Annotated in this window: 24 protein-coding genes and 1 riboswitch; of the genes, 10 read left to right on the top strand and 14 right to left on the bottom strand. The window is 63.5% G+C overall.

Going from position 1 to position 24,840, the window contains the following annotated elements; all coding sequences use genetic code 11:
• Nucleotides 1-427: 427 nt before the first annotated feature.
• Nucleotides 428-1,075, bottom strand: a complete 648-nt coding sequence (locus AO716_RS17820) for a DUF6318 family protein (RefSeq protein ID WP_268753566.1) — start codon at nucleotides 1,073-1,075, stop codon at nucleotides 428-430.
• 121 nt (nucleotides 1,076-1,196) lie between these two features.
• Nucleotides 1,197-1,835: a hypothetical protein gene (locus tag AO716_RS06585; protein ID WP_152969893.1), complete on the bottom strand. Its 639-nt coding sequence runs from the start codon at nucleotides 1,833-1,835 to the stop codon at nucleotides 1,197-1,199.
• Between the two features lie 349 nt (nucleotides 1,836-2,184).
• Between AO716_RS06585 and AO716_RS06580 the strand changes: the two genes are divergently transcribed.
• Complete coding sequence (locus AO716_RS06580; RefSeq protein ID WP_404322166.1) at nucleotides 2,185-3,630, top strand: stealth conserved region 3 domain-containing protein; 1,446 nt, start codon at nucleotides 2,185-2,187, stop codon at nucleotides 3,628-3,630.
• A 71-nt stretch (nucleotides 3,631-3,701) separates the two neighbouring features.
• Here the strand turns inward: AO716_RS06580 and AO716_RS06575 are convergent, their stop codons facing one another.
• Nucleotides 3,702-4,418: a FadR/GntR family transcriptional regulator gene (locus tag AO716_RS06575; RefSeq protein ID WP_055240175.1), complete on the bottom strand. Its 717-nt coding sequence runs from the start codon at nucleotides 4,416-4,418 to the stop codon at nucleotides 3,702-3,704.
• A gap of 190 nt (nucleotides 4,419-4,608) precedes the next feature.
• Here AO716_RS06575 and eat point away from each other — a divergent pair, with 190 nt between their 5' ends.
• The 5 genes from eat to AO716_RS06550 are packed head-to-tail and all read left to right on the top strand — an operon-like array spanning nucleotide 4,609 to nucleotide 10,384.
• On the top strand, nucleotides 4,609-6,042 hold the full coding sequence (eat, locus tag AO716_RS06570; RefSeq protein WP_055240174.1) for an ethanolamine permease: 1,434 nt from the start codon (nucleotides 4,609-4,611) through the stop codon (nucleotides 6,040-6,042).
• A gap of 26 nt (nucleotides 6,043-6,068) precedes the next feature.
• Nucleotides 6,069-7,448 carry a glutamine synthetase family protein gene (locus AO716_RS06565; protein WP_055240173.1) on the top strand — a complete coding sequence of 460 codons (1,380 nt, stop codon included), beginning with the start codon at nucleotides 6,069-6,071 and terminating at the stop codon, nucleotides 7,446-7,448.
• On the top strand, nucleotides 7,429-8,220 hold the full coding sequence (locus AO716_RS06560) for a gamma-glutamyl-gamma-aminobutyrate hydrolase family protein (RefSeq protein ID WP_055240172.1): 792 nt from the start codon (nucleotides 7,429-7,431) through the stop codon (nucleotides 8,218-8,220). Before AO716_RS06565 ends, AO716_RS06560 begins: the two co-directional genes overlap by 20 nt.
• Nucleotides 8,217-9,572, top strand: coding sequence for an aldehyde dehydrogenase family protein (locus AO716_RS06555; RefSeq protein WP_055240171.1), 1,356 nt, complete (start codon nucleotides 8,217-8,219; stop codon nucleotides 9,570-9,572). Before AO716_RS06560 ends, AO716_RS06555 begins: the two co-directional genes overlap by 4 nt.
• 20 nt (nucleotides 9,573-9,592) lie before the next feature.
• Entirely contained in the window at nucleotides 9,593-10,384 is a 792-nt protein-coding gene (locus AO716_RS06550) for a 3-oxoacyl-ACP reductase (protein WP_055240170.1), read from the top strand.
• Between the two features lie 69 nt (nucleotides 10,385-10,453).
• Here AO716_RS06550 and AO716_RS06545 read toward each other — a convergent pair whose 3' ends face one another.
• Nucleotides 10,454-12,118 carry a catalase gene (locus tag AO716_RS06545; RefSeq protein ID WP_321164362.1) on the bottom strand — a complete coding sequence of 555 codons (1,665 nt, stop codon included), beginning with the start codon at nucleotides 12,116-12,118 and terminating at the stop codon, nucleotides 10,454-10,456.
• 124 nt (nucleotides 12,119-12,242) lie between these two features.
• On the opposite strand from AO716_RS06545, the gene AO716_RS06540 reads away from it, so the two are divergent.
• Nucleotides 12,243-12,674: a pyridoxamine 5'-phosphate oxidase family protein gene (locus tag AO716_RS06540; protein WP_055240169.1), complete on the top strand. Its 432-nt coding sequence runs from the start codon at nucleotides 12,243-12,245 to the stop codon at nucleotides 12,672-12,674.
• A gap of 6 nt (nucleotides 12,675-12,680) precedes the next feature.
• Here AO716_RS06540 and AO716_RS06535 read toward each other — a convergent pair whose 3' ends face one another.
• A complete protein-coding gene (locus tag AO716_RS06535) occupies nucleotides 12,681-13,577 on the bottom strand; it encodes a phosphodiesterase (RefSeq protein ID WP_055240168.1) in 897 nt (298 codons plus the stop codon).
• A gap of 253 nt (nucleotides 13,578-13,830) precedes the next feature.
• On the opposite strand from AO716_RS06535, the gene AO716_RS06530 reads away from it, so the two are divergent.
• Nucleotides 13,831-14,367: a hypothetical protein gene (locus tag AO716_RS06530; RefSeq protein WP_055240167.1), complete on the top strand. Its 537-nt coding sequence runs from the start codon at nucleotides 13,831-13,833 to the stop codon at nucleotides 14,365-14,367.
• A gap of 63 nt (nucleotides 14,368-14,430) precedes the next feature.
• Here the strand turns inward: AO716_RS06530 and AO716_RS06525 are convergent, their stop codons facing one another.
• The 6 genes from AO716_RS06525 to AO716_RS06500 all read right to left on the bottom strand — a co-directional run bounded on the left by AO716_RS06525 (nucleotide 14,431) and on the right by AO716_RS06500 (nucleotide 20,622).
• Nucleotides 14,431-15,456, bottom strand: coding sequence for a zinc-binding dehydrogenase (locus AO716_RS06525; RefSeq protein ID WP_055240166.1), 1,026 nt, complete (start codon nucleotides 15,454-15,456; stop codon nucleotides 14,431-14,433).
• 98 nt (nucleotides 15,457-15,554) lie between these two features.
• Nucleotides 15,555-16,613 (bottom strand): zinc-dependent alcohol dehydrogenase family protein, encoded by a 1,059-nt coding sequence (locus AO716_RS06520; protein ID WP_055241921.1) that lies wholly within the window; start codon nucleotides 16,611-16,613, stop codon nucleotides 15,555-15,557.
• Nucleotides 16,614-16,757: 144 nt separating this feature from the next.
• Nucleotides 16,758-17,153, bottom strand: coding sequence for a YchJ family protein (locus AO716_RS06515; protein ID WP_055240165.1), 396 nt, complete (start codon nucleotides 17,151-17,153; stop codon nucleotides 16,758-16,760).
• A 61-nt stretch (nucleotides 17,154-17,214) separates the two neighbouring features.
• Entirely contained in the window at nucleotides 17,215-18,606 is a 1,392-nt protein-coding gene (locus AO716_RS06510) for a serine/threonine-protein kinase (protein WP_055240164.1), read from the bottom strand.
• Nucleotides 18,607-18,814: 208 nt separating this feature from the next.
• Nucleotides 18,815-20,122 (bottom strand): Nramp family divalent metal transporter, encoded by a 1,308-nt coding sequence (locus AO716_RS06505; protein ID WP_055240163.1) that lies wholly within the window; start codon nucleotides 20,120-20,122, stop codon nucleotides 18,815-18,817.
• A gap of 104 nt (nucleotides 20,123-20,226) precedes the next feature.
• Nucleotides 20,227-20,622 carry a PIN domain-containing protein gene (locus AO716_RS06500; protein WP_055240162.1) on the bottom strand — a complete coding sequence of 132 codons (396 nt, stop codon included), beginning with the start codon at nucleotides 20,620-20,622 and terminating at the stop codon, nucleotides 20,227-20,229.
• Nucleotides 20,623-20,772: 150 nt separating this feature from the next.
• Nucleotides 20,773-20,898, bottom strand: a riboswitch (SAM riboswitch).
• A gap of 168 nt (nucleotides 20,899-21,066) precedes the next feature.
• On the opposite strand from AO716_RS06500, the gene AO716_RS17230 reads away from it, so the two are divergent.
• Nucleotides 21,067-21,378, top strand: coding sequence for a hypothetical protein (locus AO716_RS17230; protein WP_152969892.1), 312 nt, complete (start codon nucleotides 21,067-21,069; stop codon nucleotides 21,376-21,378).
• An 18-nt stretch (nucleotides 21,379-21,396) separates the two neighbouring features.
• Here the strand turns inward: AO716_RS17230 and AO716_RS06490 are convergent, their stop codons facing one another.
• Nucleotides 21,397-21,600, bottom strand: coding sequence for a cold-shock protein (locus tag AO716_RS06490; protein ID WP_055240160.1), 204 nt, complete (start codon nucleotides 21,598-21,600; stop codon nucleotides 21,397-21,399).
• 210 nt (nucleotides 21,601-21,810) lie between these two features.
• On the opposite strand from AO716_RS06490, the gene glsA reads away from it, so the two are divergent.
• Nucleotides 21,811-23,625, top strand: coding sequence for a glutaminase A (gene glsA / locus AO716_RS06485; RefSeq protein ID WP_055240159.1), 1,815 nt, complete (start codon nucleotides 21,811-21,813; stop codon nucleotides 23,623-23,625).
• A 161-nt stretch (nucleotides 23,626-23,786) separates the two neighbouring features.
• Here glsA and AO716_RS06480 read toward each other — a convergent pair whose 3' ends face one another.
• Nucleotides 23,787-23,990: a cold-shock protein gene (locus AO716_RS06480; RefSeq protein WP_055240158.1), complete on the bottom strand. Its 204-nt coding sequence runs from the start codon at nucleotides 23,988-23,990 to the stop codon at nucleotides 23,787-23,789.
• Between the two features lie 213 nt (nucleotides 23,991-24,203).
• Complete coding sequence (locus AO716_RS06475; RefSeq protein WP_055240157.1) at nucleotides 24,204-24,782, bottom strand: DUF421 domain-containing protein; 579 nt, start codon at nucleotides 24,780-24,782, stop codon at nucleotides 24,204-24,206.
• Nucleotides 24,783-24,840: the final 58 nt, after the last annotated feature.

The raw sequence follows: 24,840 nt of genomic DNA, 5'->3' as shown, positions 1-24,840 counted from the left end.
TCGCGTAGTCGCTCCTGAAAAGCTGCAGGGTCTTCCGAGTAGATGCAACTCGGGTTGGCACCGAGGCGAGGCCAAGTAGCAGGGTCGGTAACCCGGAGCCCGGAGAACCACCACACCAGTCGACCGTCTGAAGCCGCGGTGCAAGTAGCGGCCTGTCGCAAGCATGCTATATCCCCGGAATTTCGGTCGTCGAAGCAGGCCGGTTCAAACCGATATCCATTGGGGTCTTCTGGAAGACCGACCTGTAGATTCGTCCACACCCCAGAGTCGTGCTGGTACCACTCGCCGATGACATCGCCATCATGGAATGACGATCCTCCTCCAGTCTTATCTTCATTGGAGTGAGCCGACGTGATGGGGGCCCAAAGCATGAATAGAGAAAGCACCAGGATCGTGATGGTCAATCGATCGACAGCAGCGGATCTCATTACATGCTCGACAATTGTGCAACGACCCATTTTTCATCTTGGAAGCGTGCCTCCAGGATTTGCACGACGGGGGCGTCGCTCCCGGGGTCAACGCCATACTCGGCACCTTCTGGTCCGAAGAACTCGATTGGTTCCTGCGTGAACTGAATCAACACCTGATACAGCCCATCAGGTGTAAGCACATAGTCACTGTGGACACTCCTAAAGTCGATCATGGCACCAGCCATCCAGTCTTCATCCCGGTACCCGCGCTGGACGACGTCAAAGTACCGGTTACAGTCAGTGCAGTCCGGCCCACTGACAGCCCGAACGGGCTCCACATCCCCCGTCTCATACCCGTAATTCACCAACTCATACCAATACCTCGCAAAGGCAATGAGCCCCTCCTTGGACTCGACCTTCGCTTCCTCAGGCATCACAGGCAAAGGAACATTCTCCGCAGGGCCGTCAGCAGACGCCGGCTTATACGTCGCAGAAGGAGACGGAGACGGACTGGAAGAAACAGACTCGCTTACCGAAGGACTCGGAGACTGCGCCGCATCAGCATCAGGATCCTCAGCACCGGAGCACGCCGAGAGAGCGATCAAAGAACCAGCCAGAGCCAGAGATACCGCAGCAAACCGGCGGCGAACACCAAGACTGGACATCAAAACCCCCGTGGTAGGCAAGGCAGTAAGGCAGCGTGCGGTAGATCCTACTCAAACTGCCGCACAGCATACTGACTTATCCACAGGACGCCACAGAAGAAGCACAACAAGCCCAGAAAGATCAGTCCGAATTGCGCAAAGAAACCAGCATTCGCCTGACATCGCGGTACTCCCCGGAACCGGCAAACGCTGAAGCCTTCTCCAAGTGCGCAGTCATATCCGAACCTTCATCGGCACGGACCACACCGGCAAACCGGCCACCGCTGGCTTCAGTCAAAGTAAAGAAATCGAATAAACCGCAGGCAGCCTCCTCTGCAGAAGGAGGCGGAGTGCTCACTACCGCATAGGTCACCAATGCTTCACCGGCAGCAGGAGCAACAGAGCGGTACACAAAACGCTGCTCAGTCCCCTGCTCGGATTCCAGGTCAGGCATCATCTGGGAGTCGTACTCCGTATAGGCAACAGGCTCCTGCATCCCCATGCACACCTGATCCGTAATGATCCCGGTATCCAGCCAGGCAATAACGTCGCCATCGGCGTCGTGAACCCGCAGGGAAACACCGCCGGCAGGGTCATTAGCCAGGGCTTCCACCTGCTCAACCTGCCAGTCAGAGCGGTATTCAAACTCCAGCGACGCAGCCTGGACCTCGTACACAGACCAGTCAGGAGAAGCGGTTTCAGAAGGCTCCGGGGCAGCACAGGAGGCCGCGGCAAGACCGGCCGTTATTACGGCCGCGAACAGGGTGTTACGGTATCTCACATCGGCTCCCGGAGGTTTCCGCGTGCTAAGCATCAATGCTACGCAGCCCCGCCAGCGCCGCCCATAGCATCCCGCGGTTTCACAGCACCCGTCCGGCACCAAAAACGGCCGGGCAGCACCGGGGGCCCAGCTATCTGTGCAGTGTCGCACGCTTCCCCTTTTTCCGCGCCCAACCGGCCCGACCCCTTCGGAGGCTCCAATTACCGACATCACAGCTGAGCACGACGTCTACTACGGCACCCCGGAAGACGGAGTAGAGGCAGAAGACCTCCAAACGGCTTCCCTCGCCGTCGTCGAGAGGGTCGAACACCGTCCCAACGTCAGCAAGATCAAGGGTCGGCTCACCCTTATGGACACCGGCCTCACCCCGCACCAGGCAATGGTGGAAGACCTGCTTTTTGTGCGCAGGGTCCTCGATGACGCCGGAATCGACTACCTGCTGGTACGCGGCAACGACCAGCGCCCGGTGATCGCAATCGACCTGCAGCTGCGCGAAGACCTGCGCCGGGCCCTGGTGGAAGCATGCCGGGACGAACCGTTCTACTCACGCAGCGTCGACACGGAGAAGGCACGGACAGTGCTGGTGGCCGACGGAGACCTCTCACCGCACCAGAAAACCCGCATCGTCCGGCTCTTCCGGCCCCGCGGGACAAGCGGAACCAACCTCGTTTTCGGAGCCTCCGCGGGAGTCCAGGTGGAGCTCTGGGAACTGGGTGAAAAGGAAATCACCCTCCCGGTGGAGAACTCCCTGACCCGCCGCACCCTCCCCGCCTCCGAGGTGGTCCGCGGCAGCGTGGACAAGCACGGCCTGATCTGGCCGACCATCGAGAACATGTTCGCCGACCACGCCACGGACATCCGGTTCGACGTCGATCTGGTCTTCTCCTGGGTGGACGGCAACTCCCCAGAATACCGCGCACGCCGGGCCGCCCTGATGCAGGACGCCGTCGTTGGCGAAGGCGATGACAGCGAAGCCCGCTACCGGCAGATCAACGAACTCAAGTACGCCCTGCGCTCGATCTACATGTTCGCGCCCTGGATCCGGCGTATCTTCATCGCCTCCGATTCGCCGCGGCCGGAGTGGCTGGCCGATCATCCGTCGGTCACCTTCGTGCCGGCGGTGGAGCACTTCCGCGATACCTCCGTGCTGCCCACGTTCAACTCACAGGCCGTCGAGTCCCAGCTGCAGCACATCCCCGGACTCTCCGAACACTTCCTGTACTCCAACGACGACATGTTCTTTGGCCGTCCGGTGGGGCCGGACCTGTTCTTCTCCCCCGGCGGCATCACCAAGTTCATCGAGGCCAGCACCCGCATTGGCCTGGGCGCCAATGATCCCGAGCGCAGCGGTTTTGAGAACGCTGCCCGGGTGAACCGCCGCCTTCTCTGGGAACGGTTCGGCCGGATCACCACCAGGCACCTCGAGCACACAGCGGCACCGCTGCGTAAGAGCGTCCTCGTGGAAATGGAAGCAGTGTTCCCGGAGGAGTTCGCGGCCACGGCGGCGAGCAAGTTCCGGGCGAAGGACAACATCTCCGTCACCAACTCGCTTTACCACTACTACGCGCTGCTCACGGGCCGTGCCGTCACGCAGGAAACCGCCAAGGTGAAGTACGTGGACACCACGTCCTACCGCGGGCTGAAGGATATGGACCGCCTGCTGGCGAAGCGGAACAAGGATCTGTTCTGCCTCAACGACGGCTCTTTCCCGGAGGTCTCCACCGAGGAACGCACCAACCGGGTGACGGACTTCCTGGAAAAGTACTTCCCCATCAAGGCGCCCTGGGAAAACTAGCAACAAAGTACGACGGCGGCACGTGCCTTTGCAGCGAAGGCCCGGGTGCCGCCGTCGTGCTTTATGCAGTGCTAGCCCAGGAACCCACGCAGCAGCCGTTCGGTACCTTCCAGGTGGGCCAGTGCCGCAGCCGAGGCGGCATCCGCGTCCCCGCGCAGGATGGCCTCGGTGAGTTCCCGGTGCTGCGCCTGGGAGTGGTCAAGGTTGGCCTGCAGCAGTGGAATCCTGTCCAGCAGGTCGCTGGCCTGGGCCCGGACATCTGCCACCGCAGCGACCAGGCGCGGTGATCCGGACAGCTCAGCCACGGCGATGTGGAAGCGGGCATCCTTCGGCCGGAATGTCTCGGTGGTGGCGCAGTCAACTTCCTCCAGCGCCGAGCGCAGATGGGCCCTGGCTGCCGGGGTGAGCGTTGCCTCGGCAGCCAGCCTGGCGGCCGCCGATTCAACCACCCTGCGGAACAGCAGGACGTCTTCGAGGTCGTGGGCATCGCCCTGGTCCGGCTGCGCAGCGGGACCGGGCAGGATCTGGGCGGCAAAGGTCCCGCCGTACCTGCCGCGGCGTGATTCAAGGTATCCGGCGGCCTGCAGCTCTGCGAGCGCCTCGCGCAGGGTAGCGCGCGAAACACCCAGCTGCGCGGCCAGCTCCCGCTCGGGTGGAAGCCGTGTCCCGGCGGCGTAAATGCCCAGTTTGAGATTCTCGAGCACCCGCTCGACGGTTTCCTCAAAGGCATTCCCCCGGCGCACCGGCCGCGGCGGAAGCGCTCCGGAATCGAAATGCGGCATCTCCATGTCCGGGATTCTATGCCTAAAACCCTCAAAATAGACCAATAAAAGTTCGCATGAACCCTTGACGTGCAGCCATGCGCGGCCTCAGACTCTTCCTCAACCGCCATGGACTGAAATCAGTCCTTTTGTGCGATACCAGCTCCAGTGGATTGTTCCTGCACCGCGTCCTATTCCAACAAACAAGGAAAACGGCATGGCTAAATCCCGGGTCGATTACACAAAGGTCGACGCCAGCTACATGAGCCACCGGCAACTCAAGCGCGGTGCGGCGGGCTGGATCCTGCTCGCCGGACTCGGAGTTGCCTACGTCATCTCCGGAGACTTCTCCGGCTGGAACCTCGGCCTGGCCCAGGGCGGCTGGGGCGGACTGCTCATCGCCTTCGTGCTGATGGGCATTATGTACACGTGCATGGTCTTCGGACTCGCCGAGCTTTCCTCCACACTGCCAACCGCGGGAGCCGGCTACGGTTTTGCGCGCAGGGCACTGGGACCGCTGGGCGGCTTCGCCACCGGCATGGCCGTACTGATCGAATATGCCGTGGCACCGGCGGCCATCGCCACCTTCATCGGCGGGTACATAGAAGCCCTGGGGCTGTTCGGCCTCACCAACTCCTGGCCGGTCTACCTGGTCACCTACGCCATCTTCATCGGCATCCACCTCCGCGGCGTGGGCGAAGCGCTCAAGCTGATGTTCGTCATCACTGCCATCGCTGTCCTGGCGCTCATCGCCACCGTGGTGGGCCTGGTGCCTAAGTTCGACGCCGCGAACCTCTTTGACATTGTTCCCACCGACGCAGCGGGCGCCAGTTCCTTCCTGCCGATGGGTATTGCCGGTGTGCTGGCGGCGCTGGTCTACGGCATCTGGTTCTTCCTTGCCATCGAGGGCGTCCCGCTGGCGGCCGAGGAAACCTCCGACCCCAAGCGGGACATGCCCCGCGGCATCATCGCGGCAATGGCGATCCTGCTGGTTTTCGGCGCGCTGATGCTGGTACTCGTTCCGGGGGCTGCCGGCGCAGAGGCCATGAGCACCTCGGACAATCCCCTCCCTGAAGCCCTGCGCATCGCCTACGGCGGCAACACCTTCCTGGCGGACTTCGTGAACTACGCAGGACTCGCCGGACTCGTAGCCAGCTTCTTCTCGATCATGTACGCGTACTCCCGGCAGCTCTTCGCCCTCTCCCGAGCCGGCTACCTGCCCCGCTGGATGTCCCTGACCACACGCTGGCGCACCCCGTACATGGCACTGATCGTGCCGGGCACCATCGGGTTCCTGCTCGCAGCGCTCACCGGCGACGGCGGTCTGCTGATCAACATCGCAGTCTTTGGCGCAACCGTGTCCTACGTGCTGCTGAACCTCTCTCACATAGTGCTCCGCCGGCGGGAGCCCGATCTCCCCCGCGGCTACCGCACCCCCGGAGGAGCGGTGACCACCGGCGTCGCACTGGTCCTTGCTGTAGTGGCAGTGGTGGCGACCTTTGTGGTGGACGTCCTGGCTGCCTCCATCACCGCGGGCATATTTGTGGCAGCCCTGGCCTACTTCTGGTTCTACAGCCGCCACCACCTGGTTGCCAGCGCCCCGGAAGAGGAGTTCGCCCAGATCACCGAAGCAGAATCGGAAATCCGTTAGGAACCAAACGTGGGAAGTGAACAGGCATGAAGCAGCAGGAACGCAAACTACCGCCGAACGGGCTGGATCTCGAAGAACTGCGCGAACGCACCGAAGACGGCAGCATCGACACGGTAATCGTTGCCATCACCGACCATTTGGGGCGGCTTCAGGGCAAACGCTGCGGCGCCAGGTCCTTCCTCGAGGACGTTCATCCCCACGGTGCCGAAGGCTGCAATTACCTGATGGCGGTGGACGTGGACATGAACACGATCGAAGGGTACGAGTCATCGTCCTGGGAGAACGGCTACGGGGACCTTGTGATGCGCCCGGACATGGACACGCTGCGGCTGGTGCCGTGGCTGCCCGGCACCGCGATAGTCCAGTGCGACGTGCTGCATACCGACGGCACTCCGCTGGCGCCTTCTCCGCGGCAGATCCTCCGCCGTCAGCTGGACCGGCTGGAGGAGCTGGGCTACCGGGCCTACATCGGCACCGAGCTAGAGTTCATCCTTTTTGACGACAGCTACTCCGATGCCTGGGACCGCGAGTACACCGGAATGCAGGCAGCCAGCAGGTACAACGTGGACTACTCGCTGCTGGCCACCTCCCGGCTGGAACCGGTGCTGCGTGCCATCCGTACCGGGATGGAGAGCGCGGGCATGGTGGTGGAATCCTCCAAGGGCGAATGCAACTACGGCCAGCAGGAAGTCACCTTCCGCTTCGACGAAGCCATGCGGACCTGCGACAACCACGCTTTCTACAAGACCGGTGCCAAGGAAATCGCAGACCAGCAGGGCAAGAGCGTTACCTTCATGGCGAAGTTCAACGAACGCGAGGGCAACTCCTGCCACATCCATTTCAGTCTCCGGGACCTGGACGGTGAGCCCGTGTTCCCGGGAGACAGCGAACACGGATTCAGTGAGGTGATGGAACACTTCCTCGCCGGCCAGCTGGCAGCACTGAAGGAACTGACCTATTTCCTGGCACCAAACGTGAATTCCTACAAGCGCTTCGTGGAAGGCAGTTTCGCGCCCACTGCCATCGCCTGGGGCATGGACAACCGCAGCTGCGCCCTGCGTGTAGTGGGCCACGGCGCCGGGATGCGCAGCGAAAACCGGGTGGGCGGCGGGGACCTGAACCCGTACCTGGCCGCAGCTGCACTGGTAGCCGCCGCCATTCACGGGCTGGAAAACCGGCTGCCGCTGGAACCGGTCACGGCAGGGAACGCCTACACCACGGGAGCGGACCGGCTGCCAACCACCCTGCGCGCCGCCAGGGACCTCCTCGCCGGAAGCGAGCTTGCCCGCAAGGCCTTCGGCGACGACGTCGTCACCCACTACGTGCACGCGGCCGACGTCGAGCTGGCCGCCTTCGAGTCTGCGGTCACCGATTGGGAGCGCAAGCGTGGCTTTGAACGCCTCTGATAACCGCGGCACCGGCAGGCCGCTAATCGGGATTACCACCTACTACCAGGAGGCAGCCTGGGGCGTCTGGAAGGGGACGGCGGCCCTGATTCCCGGCACGTACGTTGAAGCCGTTGCTGCGGCCGGAGGCATTCCGGTGCTGCTTCCGCCCGTAGGAACCGGCGTGCACGTCCTGGACCGGCTAGACGGCCTGGTCACTGCCGGAGGCACCGACGTGGACCCGGCACAGTACGGGCACCAGCCGCACCGGCTCACCATTAGCCAGCCGCAGCGTGATGCCCACGACCTTGCCCTCACGAAGGCCGCCCTGGAGCGCGGGCTGCCGCTGCTGGCGATCTGCCGCGGCGCGCAGATCCTCAACGTAGCCCTGGGCGGAACGCTCATCCAGCACCTGCCCGATGTCCGGCCCGAAGCCAACTACCAGCCTGCCCCGGGAGTCTTTGGCGAAGTCAGCTTCACCACTACACCCGGCAGCCTGATCTCTTCCCTGCTTGGTCCCACGGCCAGTGCCCCCTGCTATCACCACCAGGGCATCGCCGAGCTGGGGCACGGGCTTGAGGTCACCGCGGTGGCTCCGGAAGGAACCATCGAGGCGGTTGAGCTGGCCGGCAGCAACGCCTGGGTGCTGGGCGTGCAGTTCCACCCTGAACAGAATCCCGCTGATCTGCGTCTCTTCCGCGGGTTCGTCGCTGCCGCGGAAGGCAGCGGCAAACCAGCGCCCGGTCCCGCCGCACCGGCTGCGGTTTCAACTTCCGAAGGAGCCCGCAGTTGACCACCCCCATCCTGAATCCGGCCACGGAAGAAATCATCACCACCGTCGCGCCCCTGGACCTGGACGCAGTGGATGCCGCCATCGCAACCGCGGCCCGTGCGTTTGAAACATGGCGGAACACCGGGCCTTCGGACCGGGCCCTGCTGCTGCGCCGCTTTGCAGCCGCCGTGGACGCTGATCTGGAAAACCTCGCCGCACTCGAAGTGGCCAATGCCGGGCATACCCTCGGCAACGCGCGCTGGGAAGCGGGCAACGTCCGGGACGTCCTGAACTACTACGCCGGGGCACCGGAAAGACACGCCGGGGCGCAGATTCCCGTGGACGGCGGCATTGACGTGACGTTCCACGAGCCGCTGGGAGTGGTCGGGGTGATCGTGCCCTGGAACTTCCCCATGCCGATCGCGGCCTGGGGATTCGCTCCGGCGCTGGCAGCAGGGAACACCGTTGTGCTGAAACCGGCAGAACTGACCCCGCTCACGGCCATGCGGCTGGCGGAACTGGCCCTCGAAGCGGGCATTCCGGAGGGAGTCTTCTCGGTCCTCCCCGGCAAGGGGTCCGTGATCGGCGAGCGCTTCGTCACCCACCCTTCGGTCCGCAAGGTCGTGTTCACCGGGTCCACCGAAGTCGGGCAGCAGATCATGGCGGGCTGTTCAGCCCAGCTCAAACGCGTGACGCTGGAACTGGGCGGCAAAAGCGCCAACATCATTTACGACGACGCCGACCTGGACCAGGCGGCCGCCGCGGCACCGGGCGGGGCCTTCGACAACGCCGGACAGGACTGCTGTGCCCGTTCCCGTGTCCTGGTCCAGGCAGGGGTTTACGACCGTTTCCTGGAACTGCTCGAACCCCACGTCACGGGAATGGCGGTTGGAAATCCGGCTCTGGCGGAGACCGCCATGGGTCCCCTGATCTCCGCAGGCCAGCGCGGACGCGTTGCCGGCTACGTCACCGGAGACGACGTTGTTTTCCAGGGCCAGGCGCCCCAGGGCCCGGGTTTCTGGTTCCCGCCGACAGTACTGGCGCCGGCCCCGGGCAGCCCGTCCCTGCGGGAGGAGATCTTCGGTCCGGTCCTCGCCGTCGTGCCGTTCAAAGACGAGGCGGAGGCGGTGCGTATCGCCAACGACTCCGTCTACGGGCTTTCAGGCTCCATCTGGACCCGGGACCTGGGACGGGCGCTGCGCACCGCCCGCGGCGTGGAAGCCGGGAACCTCTCCGTGAACTCTCATTCGTCAGTTCGCTACTGGACTCCCTTCGGCGGGTTCAAGCATTCCGGGCTGGGCCGGGAACTGGGCCCGGACGCCCTGGACGCGTTCACGGAAACCAAGAACGTCTTTATCGCCACCGGCCGGTAGCGGCCCAAAGGAGGAACACCATGTTGGATCCGGTCTCATCTGCTCCCCCGCGCCGGCTCGAAGGACGGTCTGCGGTCATCACCGGCGGCGGCAGCGGGATCGGCCTCGCCACCGCCCGGCGCCTGGCTTCCGAAGGCGCGCACGTCGTCGTGGGCGACGTTGACCCCGTCGCCGGGAAGGCTGCGGCCGATGAGGTGGGCGGCCTGTTCGTGCCCGTTGACGTGACCAGCGAGGAAGAAGTTAGGCGCCTCTACGAGATCACACGGGACACCTACGGAAGGGTGGACGTCGCTTTTAACAACGCCGGGATCTCCCCGCCGGAGGACGCTTCCATCCTGGATACCGGAATCGATGCGTGGCGCCGCGTGCAGGAGGTGAACCTGACCTCCGTCTATTACTGCTGCAAGTACGCCCTGCCCCACATGCTGGCGGCCGGGAAAGGGTCAATCATCAATACAGCGTCCTTCGTGGCGGTCATGGGAGCCGCCACTTCGCAGATCTCCTACAGCGCGTCCAAAGGCGGGGTCCTGGCGATGAGCCGGGAACTCGGCGTCGAATTCGCGCGGCAGGGAATCCGCGTGAACGCGCTGTGCCCGGGACCGGTCAACACTCCCCTGCTGCAGGAGCTTTTCGCCAAAGACCCCGAGCGGGCGGCCCGCCGGCTGGTGCACATTCCGCTGGGCCGGTTCGCGGAGCCCGAAGAGCTTGCCGGTGCCGTGGCGTTCCTGGCCAGCGACGATTCCTCTTTCATCACTGCCTCCACCTTCATGGTCGACGGCGGTATTTCCGGCGCGTACGTCACCCCGAACTAGCCGCTGGACACCGAAGCGGCGGCCGGGAGCACCGGCCGCCGCTTCTCTGCTGCGCTGGAAGTGCTGCCCCTAGCGGGACACCACCACGTGCTCGTTGGGCACGCAGTGGGTCATGGTCAGACCTTCCACATTGCGCGGACCGTTGTTGCCGAGGTTCTTGACCCGGTCCAGTTCTTCCTCGTTCAGTGTCTGGGTGGGAAGCGGTCCCAGGTCCTTGATCTCACTCAGTCCAATACCCAGGCCTTCGCCGACACGGGCACCAAGCTCGTCGTCGCACATGTAGAAGTGCCAGAGCATTCGCTCCTGCACCGCACGCGCAGCCTCGGAGATGTTGTCAACGAAGTTCTTCACCAGGTCGTCCTTCTCCCACTGCTCCATCAGCTGGTAGCGCTGGCCGGCCTGCATGTAGTCGTTCGTGCGTTCGATACGGGCCCGCATCAGCCGGCCCTTCAGCTCGGGGCCGATCTCCGTGGGACCCGTCTTGGGCGCCTCCTGCACACCGCCGGTGATGCTGGGCTCGTAGTTCACGTGCGGGTTCTGCCCCGGGGCGAGATCCGTGCCGTAGGACATCTGCCCGCCGCGCTGGTTGGTGGCCACCTTGGCGTTCTTGGCCGAATTAACCGGCAGCTGAAGGTAGTTCGGTCCCACCCGGTAGCGCTGGGTGTCCGAGTAGCTGAACGTACGGCCAACCAGCATCTTGTCGTCGGAGAACTCGAGTCCGTCCACCAGGACACCGGTGCCGAACGAGATCTGTTCGTTCTCATTGTGGTGGTCGGAAACGTTGCGGTTCAGGGTCATGGTTCCCACGTACTGCGGGACAAAGTCCTGTTCCGGCCAGGTCTTGGTGTCATCAAGCGGGTCGAAGTCCAGCTCCGGATGATCGTTGTCATCCATCATCTGAACGTAGAGGTCCCACTGGGGATAGTCCCCGCGCTCGATGGCTTCGTAGATGTCCTTTGACGCATGGCCCAGGTCCTGCGCCTGGATGTTTCCGGCGTCCTCTTCCGTCAGGGACTTCACCCCCTGTTTGGGCTGCCAGTGGTATTTCACCAGCTTCGAGTCCCCCGCTGCGTTGACCCAGCGGTAGGTGTTTACGCCGAATCCCTGCATGTGCCGGTAGTCGGCCGGGATGCCGCGGGGGCTGAACAGGTTGACCAGCATGTGCATGGATTCCGGCGTCTGGGACATGAAGTCGAAGATCCGGGCCGGTTCCTGCCGGAAAGTCACGGGATCCGGTTTCAGGGAGTGAATGACATCCGGGAACTTGATCGCGTCGCGGATGAAGAAGACCCCCAGGTTGTTGCCCACGAGGTCCCAGTTGCCGTCTTCGGTGTAGAACTTCACCGCGAAGCCGCGCGGATCGCGTGCCGACTCGGACGAGTCCCGGCCGCCGATCACCGTTGAGAACCGGATCGCGACGTCGGTCTTCTTACCCGGTTCGGAGAAGAGCTTGGCTCGCGTGTACTTGGCGATGGGCTCATCACCCCACTTGCCGCTGGCCTCAAACTCGCCGTAAGCCACAAACCCGCGGGCATGGACCACACGCTCAGGAATCCTCTCCCGGTCGAAATGGCTGATCTTCTCAAGGAACTGGTAGTTCTCCAGAGTCGCCGGGCCGCGGGATCCAACGGTGCGGGTGTTCTGGTTATCGGAGACCGGGTGGCCCTGCCGGGTAGTGAGGTGCTCCTGTGCCGCGTACTGCTTTTCGTCGTCCGTCATCATGCTCTCTCTCACTCGAGGTAGTGCTGATCAGGTCAAAGATGTTACCCGTTCCACTTTTGTGATGCAGCATGCCCCAGTCAACCCGGTCCGGTTCCACCGGCTGGCGGGAGGCGCTCCGGCGGGGCAGACTGGAACCATGACTACTGAAGAACTGCCTCCGGTTGTTGAGCTCACGGCAGAAGAAGCCTGGAAGTACGTCGAAAAGACCTTCCACGGCCGAATCGCAGTCAGCGTGGGCAACCAGCCCGATATCTTTCCCATCAACTACTTTGCGCATGACGGCGTGCTCCTCTTCCGGACCGCACCCGGAACGAAACTTGCCGGGCTGACGATCAACTCCCAGGTGGCCTTCGAAACCGACGGCATCATGAGCGACGAGGCATGGTCCGTAATTATCAAGGGCTCCTGCCGGGAGCTGGACCGCAGCGCGGAGATCGAGGAGGCGGAGAAGTACCCGCTGAAGCCGTGGGTCCGTACGCCGAAGTACCGTTACGTGGAGCTCACACCCACTTCGATCACCGGCCGGTTCTTCAACCTCGGACCGGAGCCGGACCCGGACGTTCTGTAGTCTCCCCTACGCGTTGCTTAGGGACCGGGCATCCAGGATGCGCCGGCCGGCTGCCTCCAGCCGGCGGCGCGTCTCCGTTTCGTCCACCCGCTCCCCCACGGTGGCGCTTTCCTCCAGCGGAACCACTGAGTGCACCACTGAATCTTCATAGACGTGCACCATATTGAACCCCTGCCCGGCGTCCTGCCCGCGGGTTCCCGGGGTGGCAAGATCCTGCGTGTAGCAGGTAGCCGAGGCAACCGATACGGGAATTCCCGCAAAGGTGGCAAAGGTCGAATAGTGCAGATGGCCGGCGATTATTGAGCGCACGTCGGTTCCTGCCAGGACAGCCGCGAGGTCGCGCTGGTGGCGCAGCTCCACGAGGACAGTGAGGTCCTGGACACTGGGGACCGGCGGATGGTGAAGGGCCAGGATCGTCCCGTCCGGTGCCGGTGTGCGCAGAACGGACCGCAGCCAGGAAAGCTGGGAATCGCTCAGTTCCCCGTGGTGGTAGCCCGGCACGGACGTATCCAGCGTGACGATCCTCAGGCCGTTGACTTCGTAGACCCGGTCCATCGGAGCCATATCCGGAGCTTCATCCAGCAGCCGCTCCTTGAAGTGCTCCCGCTTGTCATGGTTTCCCATGACCCAGATGACTTTCGCGCCCATCTGTTCCGCTGCCGGTTCAACGATGGAGCGCAGCTCATCGTAGGCCTCGGGTTCCCCCTTGTCCGCCAGGTCCCCGGTAAAAACAAACGCCTCCGGCTTGCGCTCAGCAGCCGAGAGGCGTTCAAAAAGGGAAAGCAGCTTGGCCCGGCTGTCCACCGATCCGTACAGCGGTTGCGGTCCTGCCAGCAGATGGGTGTCGCTTAGGTGAAGGATGAAATGTCGCGGCCGGGGATGCTCGGCCGGGAGGTAATCCATTAGTGACCTTCTAGTGTCGTTGACGGGTTGCCCAGTAACTCATTAATAAAAGCAGATATCCGGGCGGCCGTGGGACTTTGCGTCGGCATGTTCCCCCGTCGAACCAAATGTGCGCGCTCCGGCCATCTTTTGTTCACCCGGCGCCGGGCGCGCATGGAAAGTTCGGCGCCTGCCGGGGCGCAGGGCTCTGGCGCCTGTACCGGCGCCGCCGTAGGCTCGTGCGTGGAAACTGCCGCCTCCGTAAGGAACCACCATGAAACTCAGCCACATCCCGCTGCGGCTCACCACCGGCGCGTACATCCTCAACTCGGGCCTGAACAAGCGAAACCTCGACGCCGAATCTGCTGCAGGCCTGCAGCATCTGGCAGGGAACGCCTTCCCCCAGGTACTGGACATTGAACCTGTCCGGTTCGGCAAACTGCTGTGCGCCGCCGAAATTACCCTCGGCCTGGCGCTGCTGACTCCTTTCGTCCCCAGCCGCCTGGCCGGTTTGGCGCTCGGCGCGTTCTCGGGCGGCATGATGAGGATGTATTTGAAGACGCCGGACTTCACTGAAGACGACGGCATCCGTCCCAGCGCCGCCGGCACCCCCTTCGCCAAGGACATATGGATGCTGGGCATAGCCGCCGCACTGGTCCTGGACACCAAGAGCAAGACCAAGGTCAAGGTCGTCAAGGTCCCCACCCCGGTGAAGGCCACGGCCGCCGCGGCAGCGGTCAAGGCTGCCAAGGACATCAAGGATTCAAAGTCCAAGGACAGCCAAGACAGCAAGCACCGCAAGGACAAGTAAGGGAGCCTGAAACGCGCTGAAGCCCTCTGCCTTGGGCGGAGGGCTTCAGCGCGTTTTGACCTGCTAGGGAATCAGGACAATCCGGATCGGGTTGCCTTCCTTCGCGTCCAGGGACTTGACCGCCTGCTCCGCCTCGGCGAGCGGCAGGCGGGCACTTACGGACTTGGCAAAGTCCAGCCGTCCCAGGCGGGTGAGTGAAACCAGCTGGGGAACGTGATGCGCCTCGGAGCCGTAATGGCCCAGGACCTGTTTGCGGGCGTAGGAGAAGCCGGTGCTGTCACCGATGGTCACGGGCTTTCCGCTAAGGCCAACCAGCACCAGCCGGCCGCGGAGACCCAGTGAGTCCAGTGCCTGGGCACGTACAGCGTCCACTCCGGCAAAGTCCAGCGCGACGTCGAGTCCCCGCCCGCCGGTGGCGGCCTTCACTGCATCGGCGAAGTCACCGGCCATCGGGTCCAGGGCAATGTCCGCGCCGAACTCCAGCGCACGGGCGCGTGCTTCCGGGATCGGGTCGACGGCAATGATGGGTGCGGCGCCAATCAGCCTCAGGAGCTGGACACCGTGGGCACCCAGTCCGCCGATTCCCCAGACGCCGGCTGCTTCCCCCGCCCGTACATCGGCAGTGGAGGCAATAGCCCCCCACGGCGTGGAAACGGCATCGGGAATGATGGAAGCCTGGTCGAACGGGATGTCATCACCCAGCGGAACACAGACGCCGGCAGGAACAACCAGATACTCGGCCCAGCCGCCGTCGTAGTCCACACCCATGGTGAGAGTAACCCCGTTGTACTCATAACCGGCCTGGACCACTACCCGGTCCCCCGCTGCCAGCGAGGAGACACCGGGGCCCGGCAGGTCGACCGTTCCGGCGACTTCGTGGCCGAGGGTGACTTCACTGCCTTTGAGGAACTTAGGGCGGAGCAGGCCCTGGATCAGGTGCACATCAGACAGGCAGACGCCTGCCGCGCCCACCTTCACACGGACAAAACCGGGCCCGGGGTCAGGGACCGGGACCTCTTTCAGCGCAAAGGTGCCGGTTTCGATGTTGAGCCGGCCGGCGATCATCGTACGGGAAATGTCTTCTGACATTTACATACCCCCTTGACGTGGAAGTGCGGCCGCAGCTGCGGCCGCACTTCCAGTATCCGCCCGGTTTGAGCCGCGGCCCAAACCGCCCGGGAGGCCTGCTATTCAGTGCTCAGGATCACCTTCAGCGCATCGGTCTCCGCCGCCCGCGAGAATGTGTCGTACGCGGTCATCATGTCATTCAGCGGGTAGCGGTGGCTGATGAAGGGCTCGGCCGGGAGCTTCCCCTCCGCCATCAGCTTCAACAGCATGGACAGGGTGTCCGTGTTCACCAGGCCCATGCTGATGTCGATGTTCTCGATCCACAGGCGGTCCAGTTCCAGGCTGACCGGTTTGCCGTGCACACCCACGTTCGCCACGTTTCCGCCCGGCCGGACAATCTCTGTGCACATCTCGAAAGTCCGGGGAATACCCACGGCTTCCACGGCCACGTCCACGCCCCAGCCGTCTGTCTGGGACATGATCTGTTCCTTCCAGTCGGAGTCGCCGGAGTTCACTCCGTGCGTGGCACCGAACTTGCGGGCCTGGTCCACCCGGTTCTGGTCCAGGTCAACGGCAATGATTTTCGCGGCCCCGTACAGGCCAGCCGTGGAGATCACGGCGAGGCCCACAGGTCCCGCTCCAATCACGGCGACAACGTCACCGGGCTTGGTCCGGCCGTACTGCACGCCCATCTCAAAACCGGTGGGGAAGATATCGCTGAGCAGCACTCCGTGCTCTTCGCTTACGCCCTCCGGCAACAGGTACATGGAGGTGTCTGCATAGGGAACCCGCACATACTCAGCCTGCGTCCCGTCGATCAGGTGGCCGAAAATCCAGCCGATTCCGGACTGGCCTTCGGAACCGGTGCAGTGCGAGTACAGGCCCTCCTTGCAGAAGCTGCAGGAACCGTCGGCGGAAACACAGGAGAGGATGACCTTGTCCCCAACCTTGAAGTTGGTGACACTGGACCCCGTCTCGCTGACGGTGCCTACCCCTTCGTGGCCGAGTATCCTGCCCGGGGTGACTGCGGGAACGTCTCCCTTAAGGATGTGGAGGTCTGTGCCGCAAATGGTCGTGGTATCGATTTTGACGATCACGTCCCGCGGATCCTGAATCTGCGGGTCAGGGACGTCCTTCCACGCCTTCTGTCCGGGTCCTTCATAAACGAGTGCTTTCATGGTGTCCTCGTTCTGCTGGGGTCCGACCACTGGCAGGCGCGTACGCCTGTTCGGGAAGACTTCCCGATGGGGCCCGGATCCGAGCCGCCGTCGGACGCTACTTAAGACTAGGCGCGGCCCGAAGCAGGTGGAAGGTGTCGGGGCCTACTCGCCCGCAACATACAGCCATCGGCCGTCTTCCCGGACGAAGGTGCTGCGTTCGCGCTGCACACCGGCGTCGCCGTCCTGCCGGTAACGGGCCTCAAAGGTGACTACTCCGGTCGAATCCAGTGGCCCGCCGGCCTCTGTGGACAGAATGTCCAGGCGCCGCCAGCGCATTTCGCTGTCAAGATCGAGCCGGGCAGGACGCCCGCTGGGGTGCCAGGTCCGGAGCAGGTATTCCTTGTCGCCGGTGACGAATGCGGTGTAGCGCGAACGCATAAGCGCTTCTGCGGTGGGGGCCCAGGCGCTGCCGGCATGGAAGCGGGAGCAGCAGTTCCCGTACGTCTCACCGCTCAGGCAAGGGCAGCGGTCGTTAGGGGACGGTACGGGAAAATCCATGTTTCAAGTATGCGATCCGAGCCGCTTCCGGGCCTAACCCGGACAAACCGGCGGGCCTGGGTTACGGTTCCCCGCTGCTGGTCCCGCCAATCTGGAAAGGGACCTTCTGGGGCTGGAGGGAGTCGGACGCTCCGACCCGGCCGGCTGCCAGCACCACTGCCACCGTCAGGACGGTCATGGCCAGGACTGCCAGCAGCACACGGCCGGCGAGGACGGCACGGCCGGGAGGCATTGGAACGGCGGCTGCGCGGGCAATAGCGGCCTGTTTCGGCCCCGCGCTGCCGGGACGCCCCTGGCCGGCTCCGGACAGGGGGCCGATCGACGGAGGCGTGGGCGGAGCCGCAGGCGTATGGATGTCCGGATGGTCCAGGTCGTCCCTGGCCAGATAGGCTGCGGCTGCCTGCTCCATGGCAGGCGTCCGCGGATCCTCTGCAGTACTGGCGCCGGTGCCCGTATGCAGCCAATCCAAGCTGGCGGAGGTCTCCGGCTCAGCCGCCAAACCGTCCACTTCTGACGCCTCTGCCGTTTCAGGAGCCGCTGTTTCCGTTCGGGGCGGGGCGATGTCCCGGGTTGCAGCCGGTGTCACGGGCCCTGCGGACCACCCGTGATCCAGCAATGCAGCAGACACCTCCGCAGCCGTTGGCCGGGACTCCGGGTCCCGTGCGGTCATTCCGGTGAGCAGGGAGCTCCAGTGCGTGCCGAGGGTCTCCGGGACCTCCGGATCCCTGCTCAGCCTTGCAACGGCTGCCTCCAGCGGGGTGCCGCCGAACTCAATTTTTCCGGTTAGGCACTCCAGCAGCACCAGTCCAAGGGAGTAGATATCGGACGAGGCGCACGCGGACCTGCCCGACGCCTGTTCCGGACTGAGGTAGTTGGCCGTGCCAAGCGTTGCACCGGTCGCAGTGAGCCTGGCCCCGTCCATCATCCGGGCGATCCCGAAGTCCGTGAGCTTGGCCCGCGGTGCCGTACCGGCGATGGTAGGCGGCAGGAGAATATTGGCCGGCTTAACGTCGCGGTGAACCACTCCTCGCGCATGGATATAGGCCAGCGCACCGGCGAGTTCAGCGCCGACGTAGGCAACGTCAGCTGCAGGCACGGGATTGTCCCGAAGCCGCTTGCGCAGGTCCGGCCCGTCCACGAGTTCCATCACCAGAAATGCCCGGGGCTCTCCGTCGGGACCGTCGTCGCGGCCGGCGTCGTCCTTGCCTGCGTCAAAGAGTGTCACCAGCCCCGGGTGCGTCAGCGAAGCCAGGAGACGCATTTCCGTTTCCTGCCGCCCGACGTCGTCGGGGTCGACAGCGCTGGCCCGGAAGAGCTTCACGGCGATGTCGCGTCCGAGAGCTTCGTCCAGTCCCTTGTAGACGGTGGCCATGCCACCGTGGCCAATTGGTTCGATGAGTCGGTATCGGCCCGCAATCAGACGATTCAGGCCACCCGCTGCGCTGATTTCCATGCTGCAACCTTCTCTCGCCATTCCAGAGTAGCGGAGGGTCCTCAGGGCGTAGACAGGGTCTGCGTACTTATTTTCGAACTTAGTTTTTCCCTCGTGGAAGGAGGGTGCGTACGCTAAACTGCCCTGCCGCGTTTACACACGGCAGGGCAGTTTCAGGGTGCTTCGCAGCGCCTTGGCGGGCGGGTTGTGAGACCGCCCAAGTGAGGGGCTACTCGCCGCCGAATACCGGCGAGAGTGCCTTCCAGGCCTGCTGCAGGCCAAGGATGATGAACAGCAGGGCGGTGATGCCCAGGGCGATGTTCGTGTGGAGGCGGTTGGCCCATTCCTTCGGGATGCGCTTGCCGTTGAGCAGTCCCAGGAGGGTGACGGCCAGGAACGGCATGAACAGCGAGCCGAGCACGCCGTAGGCGAGGATCAGGCCGATCGGCTGTCCCAGTGCGAAAAGAATCATCGGCGGGAAGGTCAGCCACAGGACGTAGAACTTGAAGTACTTTCCGCCTACGCGGGTGTCCGGGTGACCGGATTCCTTTCCGCGCATGTTCCCCCAGAAATCGGCGAACATCAGCGAAACGCCGTTCCAGACGCCGATGATGGAGGAGAAGGACGCGGCCCAGAAACCGATCAGGAAGCCGGTTCCAATGAAGTCGCCGTATTCAAGCTTCAGGACGTCGTAGAGGTCCAGCAGGCCCTTGTCGCCTGCGCTGAGCGTGATGCCGGCGGTGCGGACAACCTCGGCACCCACAATGAGCATGGCGATCACGAAGATGCCCGTCATCACGTAGGCCATCGAGTTGTCGATGCGCATGACCTTCATCCACTTGGGCGTGTACCAGCCCTTTTCGCGCAGCCAGTAGCCATACGCAGCCAGGGTGATGGTGCCGCCGACGCCGCCGGCGAGAGCCAGCGTGTAAACGATGCCGCCTTCGGGGATCATCGGGACGAGGCCCTTGAACATCTCCGGGATGTTGGGGGTTGCGATGATGGCCAGGCCGACCACGGTGACGAACATCAGGCCAACGAGGGCAGCGGTGATCTTTTCAAAGGTGGCGTATTTACCGAACCAGACCATGACGAAGCCGGCCAGGCCCATCACGATGGCCCATGCCCACAGCGGAAGGAACGGGAAGACTGCTGCCAGCGGCAGCGCAGCGGAAGACATGGCCGTGGCGCCGTAAACGAAGCCCCAGATCATGATGTACGGACCGAAGTACCAGGTGGTCCAGCGTCCCAGCGAACGCCACCCTTCGAAGATGGTCTTACCGGTTGCAAGCGTGAACCGCCCGGCACCTTCCACGAGGATGATCTTCAGGATGACGCCCAGGATAACTGCCCACAGCAGGCCGTAGCCGTAGCGGGATCCTGCCACCAGGGTGGCAACCATGTCGGCAGCACCAACACCCGTGGCAGCAACCACGAGTCCCGGGCCGACAATTTTCCATTTGGCGGCCTTGCCGCCGTCGTCGTCAATCCGCTCCGAATGCGGTACTGCATTCGCGCGGGGAGTGTTTTCAGCCATCGGCCAAGAGTTCCTAACTTGCGAGTGTCCGCGGCGCCAAGACAGCACGCGGCAGTGTGCCCGGCCTCACCCGGGACAATGAATTCTCTCACAGGGGGTTGTGCTCAGCCGAATTCCGTGAATGGACTGACCGCATGCGCACCATATGCCACAAAGGCCTCAGGTTCAGGTGTCACGACCGTGAGGTTGCAGTGGATTGCCGTTGCCGCGAGCCAGGAGCGGTGCGAGTCCCGGGGTCCTTCGGCAGCGGACACAGGCAGTGTCCGCCACAGCATCGCCACCTCATGGTCCACGGGAAGGATGTTCCCGGCAAAGCGCTGGGACAGTTCCTTGAGCCAGCCTGGAGCAGCCGATTCGAATTCCCCCACGGTGAGGGCGGACACGAAGACTCGAAGGTGGCTGCGGCTCCGGAGGAAACCGACGACGGCGGGGTCTGGGCTCCCGCTGCGGACCTCGGCAAGGACGGGGGTATCCAGCAGCAGCCCTGCCGGACCGCTCATGCAGCAGCTCTTGGCTCGCTGAGAAGGAACTCGACGAAGGCCTCGCGCAGACGTACGAGGTCCTCATAGTCCTGCAGGCTGACTGCTTTGAGGGAGGTTGCTGGGGGAACAGGAGTATCCATGGCGGCGGCGCCGGGCGCCGGTCCTTTCGGCGTGCTCTTGCCTGGCACCGGTTGCCCCAGGGGCGAGTGCAGGCCGCTTCTTCATCCGAACCACCCAACGAGCGTGGGGTTGGTATGCGGCCAAGTCGGAGCTTGGCGGCCGCAGTTCTTGAAGCTGTTAGGAGTATAGCCAGAAGCATCCGGATTTGTGTGCTGCGTTACGTCCCCGGCGGGCCAAGGCCCCGGGAAGGGTCAGCCGGTGTAGGTTCCGTTGAACCGTGCGGGCACCCATTCCATGAAAATACCGGCCGTTACCGGTCCAATGCCGGGGAACCTCCAGCCTGTGCCGCAGCTCGCCGGCCGAACCGGCGCCCTTGACCATGTCCCCTATGGAACCGAACTCTTTCAGGATGCCTGCCATCACCGCGTGAAGCTCATCATCTTCCTTCCAGCGGTAGTGGACGTATCCACCTTCGGTGAGCAGGCGCATCAGCTGGTCACGGCTGACATCGGCGAGGTACGCCCGGGCAGGCACCGGGGAAATGCCCTGCTGCCGGCGCCGGCAGGCAGGGGGACGCTTCAGCGCGGAGTGTGCCTTAAACGCGAGATGCAGGACGGAATCCGTCCTGCATCTGCGTTTCCAGCTGGCCCGTGAAAGGGCCGGAAGTCTTGGTTAGACAGGCTGGATGTTTACCGCCTGGGGACCCTTGGGTCCCTGCTCGGTGTCGAAGCTAACCTTCTGGTTCTCTTCAAGTGAGCGGTAGCCGCTCGCGTTGATGGCGGAGTAGTGGGCGAAAACATCGGCGCTGCCGTCATCGGGCTCGATGAAGCCGAAGCCCTTTTCGGAGTTGAACCATTTCACGGTGCCAGTTGCCATTTTTAATCATCCTTCTGAGGCGAAACATCCCCGACCGTCGAGGAGTTTCCAGCTGAAGTGTCCCATGCAGCGTTCTACAAAAAAAGCGGCTGGCCCTGGATTCGGGCTTCGCCGCTTCAAGTTCAAACACTCAACACAACAACTGCGTGCCAGTATACACAGAGATAACGGTCAGGTCACGGGCTTTCCCAACCCCCGTAGGCTGGATGGATGGACTCCCCGATCGATCACTACCTGCAACGAATCCACGCCGAGATTGCCGACCTAAAGGACGGGAAACCGTACAGTTCCATTCCCGCGATGGCCAACGTGGATCCCGATCACTTCGGAATAGTCCTGGCCACTGCAGACGGCTTCGTCTACGAGGTGGGCAACACCCGCGAGGAGTTCAGCATCCAGTCGATCTCCAAGCCGTTCACCTACGGCCTGGCGCTGGCCGACCGGGGCATGGACGAGGTGGACGCCAAGGTGGACGTTGAACCGTCCGGAGACTCGTTCAACGAGATCTCCCTGGCCGAAGGCACCGGGCGCCCCGCGAACGCCATGATCAATGCCGGAGCCCTCACTGCCACCTCCCTCGTCCGCGGTGCCGGCGGAAATTCACGCTTTAAGCGAATTCTCAATACGTATTCAGCATTTGCGGGACGTCAGCTCTCTGTCAGCGAAAAGATCTACCAGTCAGAACTCCGCTCCGGGCACCGAAATCATGCACTTGCATATCTTCTGCGTAGTTTCGACATCATTGAATCTGATCCCACACCGGTCATTGAGGACTATTTCCGGCAATGCTCGGTAATGGTTAACACCCTGGACCTGGCAATGATGGCTGCCACCCTTGCCAACAGCGGCCGCAACCCCCTCACGAATGACCAGGTACTGGATATAGCGCCGGTGGAGCGGGTGCTCTCCGTCATGGCCACCTGCGGCATGTATGACGACGCCGGTGCCTGGATGAGCAGCGTAGGCATGCCAGCGAAGTCCGGGGTAGCCGGCGGCACGATCGCCGTGCTGCCGGGCCAGATCGGTCTGGCCGTCTACTCGCCGCCGCTCGATGCCCACGGCAGCAGTGTGCGCGGCGTAGCCGTCAGCCAGCGGCTCTCCAGCGACCTTGAACTGCACTTTGTCCGTGCCGGACGTACGGGACGCTCTGCGCTGCGCGGTTCCTATGACATTGGCACCACTCCTTCGGGCATCCGCCGCAGCGAAGAAGCAGCCAACGTCCTGCGCTCCAACATCCACCGTGCACGGGTGCTTGAGCTGAACGGCGACCTGCTCTTTGCCGGTGCCGAAGCCATGGTGCGGGAGCTCGCTTCCCTGGATGACGACGTCGTACTGGTGGTGCTGGACCTGCGCAGTGTTGATGAGGTCTCCGGAGTGGCCATGCGGATGTTCGCCGAGGCGGCAGACATGCTGACCCGCGGCGGACGGAGCCTGGCCATCGTGGACGCGGACGGGACCGTGGCGGCCAGCCTGGTGGAAGACGGCCACGACGTGCAGGCGTTTGCCACCCGTTCCGGAGCGGTTGAGTGGTGCGAGGAAGAACTGCTTGAGCGCTACGCGGCGGACCTCGTTCAGCCTGCCCGGATACTGCCCAAGGACTCCCCCGCGCTGGCTCCCCTCGGTGAGGACAGCGCCAAGGACCTTTCCTCCCGGATGGAGAAACTGACCTACGACGACGGCGATGTGATCCGCAGGATCGGCCAGCGCTTCAGCGGTGTCTACTTTATTGCCTCGGGCCATGTGCAGACCCTCATGCCGGGTCCGGACGGCCACCGCGTGAAACTGACGCGTCTGGGCGCCGGAATGACCTTCGGCGAGATGGCCCTGGGCGAGGACCGGAGGCAGGAGACCACCGTCAAGGCCGACGGCGCAGTGGAGGTCTGGCGCCTGCCGGCCGACGTGATCCATCAGATCGAAGAGGATGAACCACGCCTCGCGATGCAATTCTGGCGTGCCCTGACCCAGGACGCCTACACCCGGGTGGAACAGTACCTGCGCGAGACTGCAGTGCGCGTCCAGGACTGACGATCTCCGGCAGCGGAGGGTAGGCCCCGTCTTGAGCGTCTCGACGGGCCCTACCCTCCGCCGGGCGGAGTTGACGGGTTAAACAAGAAGAGCAGGACGGTTGCCCGTCCTGCTCTTCTTTTTAGATGCCTGCCTTAGCGGCGGCGTCTAGGCTTCTTGAATTAGAGGCCCTGGATGTTCGTGGCCTGCGGACCCTTGGGGCCCTGCTCGGTGTCGAAGGAAACCTTCTGGTTCTCTTCGAGGGACTTGTATCCGCTGGAGTTGATGGCGGAGTAGTGAGCGAAGACGTCGGCGCTGCCGTCGTCCGGCTCAATGAAGCCGAAGCCCTTTTCGGAGTTGAACCACTTCACGGTACCTGTAGCCATTTTTTATACTTCTTTCTGCTCGAAACCGCTCCCGACTTTCGGGGGTTTCAGTCGCGGTGTCCCTTTTACCGCTTCTACAGAAAAAGCGGCTAGCCCGTCTGGGTTTCGCCGCTTGAAATACAAAATGCGCAACACAACAACTGAGAAAGACTCTACACGGGGTTTCCCGAAACACCTAATCGGGCCTGCGGGCCGGGCCGGCCATGGGCCCCTTTAGGTACCCTGGCGCCCCTCCCGCTCCGGCAGCAACAGCTGGCTGGGGATCCGGTCCCTGTCAGCCACGCGCCGCAGCAGCTCGCGTTCCACCGGCACTCCCCTGCGCATTACGCTCACGTCTCCGGTGGGCTCAAGCAGCACTATCGAGACCTCGGAGAAGTTATGGATCCCGGCTTGGCGCAGTTTGAAATAGAGCTCGTCGTTCTGGATCCGGGCCTTTCTGAGGTTATCTGCGAGGATCTCGTCCCCGGCCATCAGCAGTACCGGTCTGCTGCTCAGGTACACGCCGCGTTTGGTGCGGCGGAGGTACTCTTCGAGCCGCATCATGGTGAACAGGGTGATGAGTCCGACGATCCCGCCGGCGAGGGTGGGTGTGTAGCCGAGGATGACCCGGCCCACTACGCCGCCCAGGGCAATCACAATCGCCTTGTCCAGGGTGCTCCAGCTGGCCAGCGCACGCTGGCCGAAGCCTCTGATCAGCAGGAAGAACGCGGCGTAGATGCCGATGGCCGAGACCACCACCCACAAGGCTTCGATCGGCGTTATGCCAAGGCTGTACCACGGATCATTCGACACGGCAGGGTCTCCTCCGGCAGTGAGCGGTTCCCCGGTACCTCAGGCAGGCAGCTGTCTC

Source organism: Arthrobacter sp. Edens01, from assembly GCF_001307035.1.
Classification (GTDB): Bacteria; Actinomycetota; Actinomycetes; order Actinomycetales; family Micrococcaceae; genus Arthrobacter_B.
This window is presented reverse-complemented; position numbering and strand designations above follow the sequence as displayed.

What these genes read in the sequence shown, in the direction of transcription:
- AO716_RS17820 (WP_268753566.1), bottom strand. Translation starts at nt 1,075, where the DNA reads ATGTCCAGTCTTGGTGTTCGCCGCCGGTTTGCTGCGGTATCTCTGGCT.
- AO716_RS06580 (WP_404322166.1), top strand. Translation starts at nt 2,185, where the DNA reads ATGGACACCGGCCTCACCCCGCACCAGGCAATGGTGGAAGACCTGCTT.
- AO716_RS06575 (WP_055240175.1), bottom strand. Translation starts at nt 4,418, where the DNA reads ATGGAGATGCCGCATTTCGATTCCGGAGCGCTTCCGCCGCGGCCGGTG.
- eat (WP_055240174.1), top strand. Translation starts at nt 4,609, where the DNA reads ATGGCTAAATCCCGGGTCGATTACACAAAGGTCGACGCCAGCTACATG.
- AO716_RS06565 (WP_055240173.1), top strand. Translation starts at nt 6,069, where the DNA reads ATGAAGCAGCAGGAACGCAAACTACCGCCGAACGGGCTGGATCTCGAA.
- AO716_RS06550 (WP_055240170.1), top strand. Translation starts at nt 9,593, where the DNA reads ATGTTGGATCCGGTCTCATCTGCTCCCCCGCGCCGGCTCGAAGGACGG.
- AO716_RS06540 (WP_055240169.1), top strand. Translation starts at nt 12,243, where the DNA reads ATGACTACTGAAGAACTGCCTCCGGTTGTTGAGCTCACGGCAGAAGAA.
- AO716_RS06535 (WP_055240168.1), bottom strand. Translation starts at nt 13,577, where the DNA reads ATGGATTACCTCCCGGCCGAGCATCCCCGGCCGCGACATTTCATCCTT.
- AO716_RS06530 (WP_055240167.1), top strand. Translation starts at nt 13,831, where the DNA reads ATGAAACTCAGCCACATCCCGCTGCGGCTCACCACCGGCGCGTACATC.
- AO716_RS06525 (WP_055240166.1), bottom strand. Translation starts at nt 15,456, where the DNA reads ATGTCAGAAGACATTTCCCGTACGATGATCGCCGGCCGGCTCAACATC.
- AO716_RS06520 (WP_055241921.1), bottom strand. Translation starts at nt 16,613, where the DNA reads ATGAAAGCACTCGTTTATGAAGGACCCGGACAGAAGGCGTGGAAGGAC.
- AO716_RS06515 (WP_055240165.1), bottom strand. Translation starts at nt 17,153, where the DNA reads ATGGATTTTCCCGTACCGTCCCCTAACGACCGCTGCCCTTGCCTGAGC.
- AO716_RS06510 (WP_055240164.1), bottom strand. Translation starts at nt 18,606, where the DNA reads ATGGAAATCAGCGCAGCGGGTGGCCTGAATCGTCTGATTGCGGGCCGA.
- AO716_RS06505 (WP_055240163.1), bottom strand. Translation starts at nt 20,122, where the DNA reads ATGGCTGAAAACACTCCCCGCGCGAATGCAGTACCGCATTCGGAGCGG.
- AO716_RS06500 (WP_055240162.1), bottom strand. Translation starts at nt 20,622, where the DNA reads ATGAGCGGTCCGGCAGGGCTGCTGCTGGATACCCCCGTCCTTGCCGAG.
- AO716_RS06490 (WP_055240160.1), bottom strand. Translation starts at nt 21,600, where the DNA reads ATGGCAACTGGCACCGTGAAATGGTTCAACTCCGAAAAGGGCTTCGGC.
- glsA (WP_055240159.1), top strand. Translation starts at nt 21,811, where the DNA reads ATGGACTCCCCGATCGATCACTACCTGCAACGAATCCACGCCGAGATT.
- AO716_RS06480 (WP_055240158.1), bottom strand. Translation starts at nt 23,990, where the DNA reads ATGGCTACAGGTACCGTGAAGTGGTTCAACTCCGAAAAGGGCTTCGGC.